The sequence below is a fragment of the Allobosea sp. Tri-44 genome (genome assembly GCF_004123845.1).
Taxonomy (GTDB): domain Bacteria; phylum Pseudomonadota; class Alphaproteobacteria; order Rhizobiales; family Beijerinckiaceae; genus Allobosea.
This window is the reverse complement of the sequence record NZ_NBDP01000063.1, coordinates 1-3,643: the sequence shown is the minus strand read 5'-3', so window position 1 is coordinate 3,643 and position 3,643 is coordinate 1. Positions and strand designations below refer to the sequence as shown.

Genomic DNA, 3,643 nt, shown 5'->3' with positions numbered 1-3,643 from the left:
ACAGCTCGCCGTCGCGCCAGAGGCTGACCTTGTCGCGGAGATCGGGTGGCGGCGGCAGCATGCTCGCGGCAACCGGGCTGATCGGCGTTCCGGGCGAGCCGTGGCAATAGGCGCACCCTGCATGGAAATGGGCGGCGCCGAGTCGCGCCCGATCTTCATCGTTCTCCTCAGACAAGCTGATGGAGGGCGCGTGTGCCTTGACCGAATTCTCCATGCCGAAGCGCAAGAAGTAATCGACGATCTGGAAATGGCCCTTGCTGGCCGCGACGCTGTAGATACCCGACCACGCGACGAGGAACGTGCAAACGAGGACCACTACGACCATGGCAGAGGCGGCGCCGAGCAGGCGCTGCGGCGTCGCGAGCAGCCAGACTGCCGCGCGCCTAGCGTGCGCAAGCGGCGACATGGCCAGACTGCCGAACGTCGTCGAGCCGTCCGATCATCCGCGCCGCGAGCGCGACACCGGTGACGAGATAGCTCAACGGGCAGGCGGTGATCATCAAAAGGCCCGCAAGCTGCTGGTCGGCGAGGCTGGACGGCCCTGTCGTGCAGAGGGCGAGGACGAGGCCGTCGAGATTGTAGAGGTCACGCGGCGCGAAGATCAGCAGGGCGCCGAGCAGGCAGGCCAGCTTTCCGGTCAGGAGAAGCGCGATCAATGCCCTCCATTCCGATGCGGCGATGAGCGTGGACCAGAACCAGACCGCGGCGCCAGCGAGCACGCTCATGAGCGCAACCTGGGCTGCCCAGGACGATGCCGCGACATGCTGCACAGCCGGGGCATGCCAGGCCCAGAGCGCGAAGAGCTGCACGAAGCCTGCGAGCAGTAGCAAGGTTGGGGCTAAGGGACCGCGCCTGCTCAGGCCGAGCGCCACCAGCGGTGCAACAACATTCATCAGCGCCAAGTGCTGCAGCATCTGCAGGGATAGCGGGCCGAGTTCGACGACCGACCCTGTGATCAGGCCGGACACGGCCAGCACCGCGGCCCCGATCGTGATCGGCCCTGACGCGTCAAGATGTTGCGTTGTGGACTCGCGCGAGCGGTGCAAGCGATCTCCCCCTTTGGCAACAACCTGCGATCGGGACCACGGTTCCGCTCTGATTGCGGTATGTGCGAACAAAGCAAGGCGGATGGCGTTCAGAACTGCGGGGGCACGGATACTGAAGGTTGGTGTCATGGCGCAGTTCCGGAATGCACTTCTGGCGAGCGGAGTCGCGACGTCCCTTCTGGCCCTGGCGGCCTGCAGCGAGCCCTCCTTGCCGGAGGAGGCCGGATACGGATCCACTCCGATCCTGCCGGAGCCCAAGAGCTCATGGTTGCCGACGATCAAGGTTGCCGACGCCATCGGCTGGAAGCAGGGCGAGAAGCCGGTGGCAGCCAATGGCGGGCAGGTCACGGCGTTCGCGACCGGGCTGCAGCATCCGCGCTGGCTCTACGAATTGCCCAATGGCGATATTCTGGTCGCCGAGAGCGACGCACCGCCGAAGCCTGACGACAAGCAGGGCGGTGTGCGTGCCTGGGTCCAGGGGCTCTTCATGAAAAAGGCTGGCTCCAAGACGCCAAGTGCCAACCGCATCACCCTGCTACGCGACGGGAATGGCGACGGCGTCGCCGAGACGAAGAGCGTCTTCCTCGAGAATTTGACCTCGCCATTCGGGATGGCGCTTGTCGGCGACCAGCTTTACATCGCCAATGCCGATGCGGTCGTCCGCGTCCCCTATGTGCTCGGCGAAACCAAAAGCGCGGCAAGGCCCGTCAAGGTCGCTGACCTGCCGGCCGGACGCAATCATCACTGGACGAAGAGCCTCCTCGCCAGCCCTGACGGAAGCAAGCTCTATGTCGGCGTCGGCTCGAACTCGAATGTCGGCGAGAACGGCATGGCAGAGGAGGAGCAGCGGGCGACAGTCCTCGAAATCGATACAAGAACGGGCGCCACTCAGGTCTTCGCCTCCGGCCTGCGCAATCCCGTCGGCATCGACTGGAATCCTGTCACCAAGGAGCTTTGGGTTGCCGTGAATGAGCGCGACGAGATCGGTGATGATCTCGTCCCCGACTACATGACCTCGGTGAAACGCGACGGCTTCTATGGCTGGCCGTACAGCTATTTCGGTCAGCATGTAGACAAACGCATCGAGCCGCCGCGTCCGGACCTGGTCGCGAAGGCGATCAAGCCTGACTATGCGCTTGGCTCGCACAGCGCCTCGCTCGGCTTCACTTTCGTCAAGGAGGGACGAATGGGCCAGGCCTATGCCGGTGGCGCTTTCATTGGCCAGCACGGCTCGTGGAATCGCCAGCGGCCGGTCGGCTACCGCGTCATCTTCGTGCCCTTCGCCGAGGGCAAGCCGTCGGGTATGCCGAGGCCGATCCTGACCGGCTTCCTGAACGAGAAAGGCGAAGCGCGCGGCCGTCCAGTCGGGGTGCTGGTCGACCAGCGCAATGCCCTGTTGGTGGCGGACGACGTCGGCAATGCGGTCTGGCGGGTAACGGCGCCAACAAACTGAACAGTGAGCAGAGCGGCAGGGGCAACCAAGACAACTGACAGGAGCGCCCAGAATCCGGTAACGTCAGCTAGCGATCTGAAGCAGGCGGGTGCCGGTGTATGATGACGCTCGCTTGCGACGCCAGTCAGCCAGGCGTCTCCTATGGGGCCGAACCGGAAATGGCTAGCTAGTGGCCGCTCCTCTTGCCATGCGCCGAGTCGTCTGCCTGACGCCCCCGTAGAAGCTGATCAAGAGAATCCCGCAAGTTTCTCAGGCCTCCGACAGGATCACAAGACGTGCCCGAACTACAGCTTCGATGGGAACTTCTGCGGTTGGCCCGGCCAACATTTTCTCTACGATCGGCCGCCCGTGGGTGAAGGTTAGGGTCGCCAATTCGCCTGTGACCGAGCAGTTGAAGGGGCCCGCGACGACAGTCTCGGGGATGTTGTCGGGATCAACGACACGAATGTGACTGATGGCTTCCGCTGCGATTACGGGATTCGGAGAATTTCTACCTCTCGCCGATGGGACGCGTGGGAGGCGGCTGTCCATCGGCGAGAGGCGTGGCGCTGGTTGGGGAGCGCCAAGCTTACGCTAGCACGCCGTCTCGAAAGGAAAAGGCCTGGCCCGGGGGCGGGAATATAAGCGCTAAATCCAGATGGGCCGTAAACCTCCTCGCGGCAGGCTCCGGCCGCGGTGGACGGGGAAGCCTGGGAGAGGTCGCAACCCGATGATGTCCCTCGTGTAATCCGCAACGGAACGCCTCGGAACAGCTGCCGATTGTGCCAATTCAGGCAGCGCGCCTCCAACAGCCGCGGCCCATCCTCTTGGCTTCGTAAAGCGCTGTATCAGCCTTGTGCACCAGCGCATCGAGCGAATCCGCGTCGTGCGGATAAACCGCCAGGCCGATCGACAAGGCAACGTCGAGTTTCTTGTCCTTTATCGAGATCGGTTCGACCATCGCCTCCAGCAGTCGCAGGGCCAGGGCCGCCGGGTCGGCGTCTTTTTGCTCGAGCCGGCACAAGACCACGAATTCATCGCCACCCACCCGTGCCAATAGGTGCCGCTCTCCCAGGACCGAACGGAACCGCCCCGAGCCCCGACGGGGGAGAACAACGTCCACGCCGTGCCCGCATGTATAGTTCACGCCCGTGCAAGGGTGCCG

General features: G+C 64.0%; 3 protein-coding genes and 1 pseudogene. 1 reads left to right on the top strand and 3 read right to left on the bottom strand.

Features of this window, described 5'->3' with window-relative positions:
* Both B6S44_RS29540 and B6S44_RS27700 read right to left on the bottom strand, forming a co-directional pair.
* Positions 1 to 406 (bottom strand): annotated as a pseudogene (locus tag B6S44_RS29540) (hypothetical protein); the annotation flags it as partial.
* Complete coding sequence (locus B6S44_RS27700; RefSeq protein WP_129160117.1) at positions 384 to 1,175, bottom strand: cytochrome c oxidase assembly protein; 792 nt, start codon at positions 1,173 to 1,175, stop codon at positions 384 to 386. The pseudogene B6S44_RS29540 and the gene B6S44_RS27700, both read right to left, overlap by 23 nt.
* Here B6S44_RS27700 and B6S44_RS27695 point away from each other — a divergent pair.
* Positions 1,174 to 2,499, top strand: coding sequence for a PQQ-dependent sugar dehydrogenase (locus tag B6S44_RS27695; RefSeq protein WP_129160115.1), 1,326 nt, complete (start codon positions 1,174 to 1,176; stop codon positions 2,497 to 2,499). The two genes, B6S44_RS27700 and B6S44_RS27695, sit on opposite strands and share 2 nt — an antisense overlap.
* A gap of 769 nt (positions 2,500 to 3,268) precedes the next feature.
* Here B6S44_RS27695 and B6S44_RS27690 read toward each other — a convergent pair.
* Positions 3,269 to 3,643: diguanylate cyclase domain-containing protein (locus B6S44_RS27690; RefSeq protein WP_164985993.1), on the bottom strand; the 375-nt coding region annotated here is incomplete at its 5' end.

Bases quoted from the DNA above. Each gene is read 5' to 3' on its own strand.
- B6S44_RS27695 (WP_129160115.1), top strand. From the start codon at position 1,174: ATGGCGCAGTTCCGGAATGCACTTCTGGCGAGCGGAGTCGCGACGTCC.
- B6S44_RS27700 (WP_129160117.1), bottom strand. From the start codon at position 1,175: ATGACACCAACCTTCAGTATCCGTGCCCCCGCAGTTCTGAACGCCATC.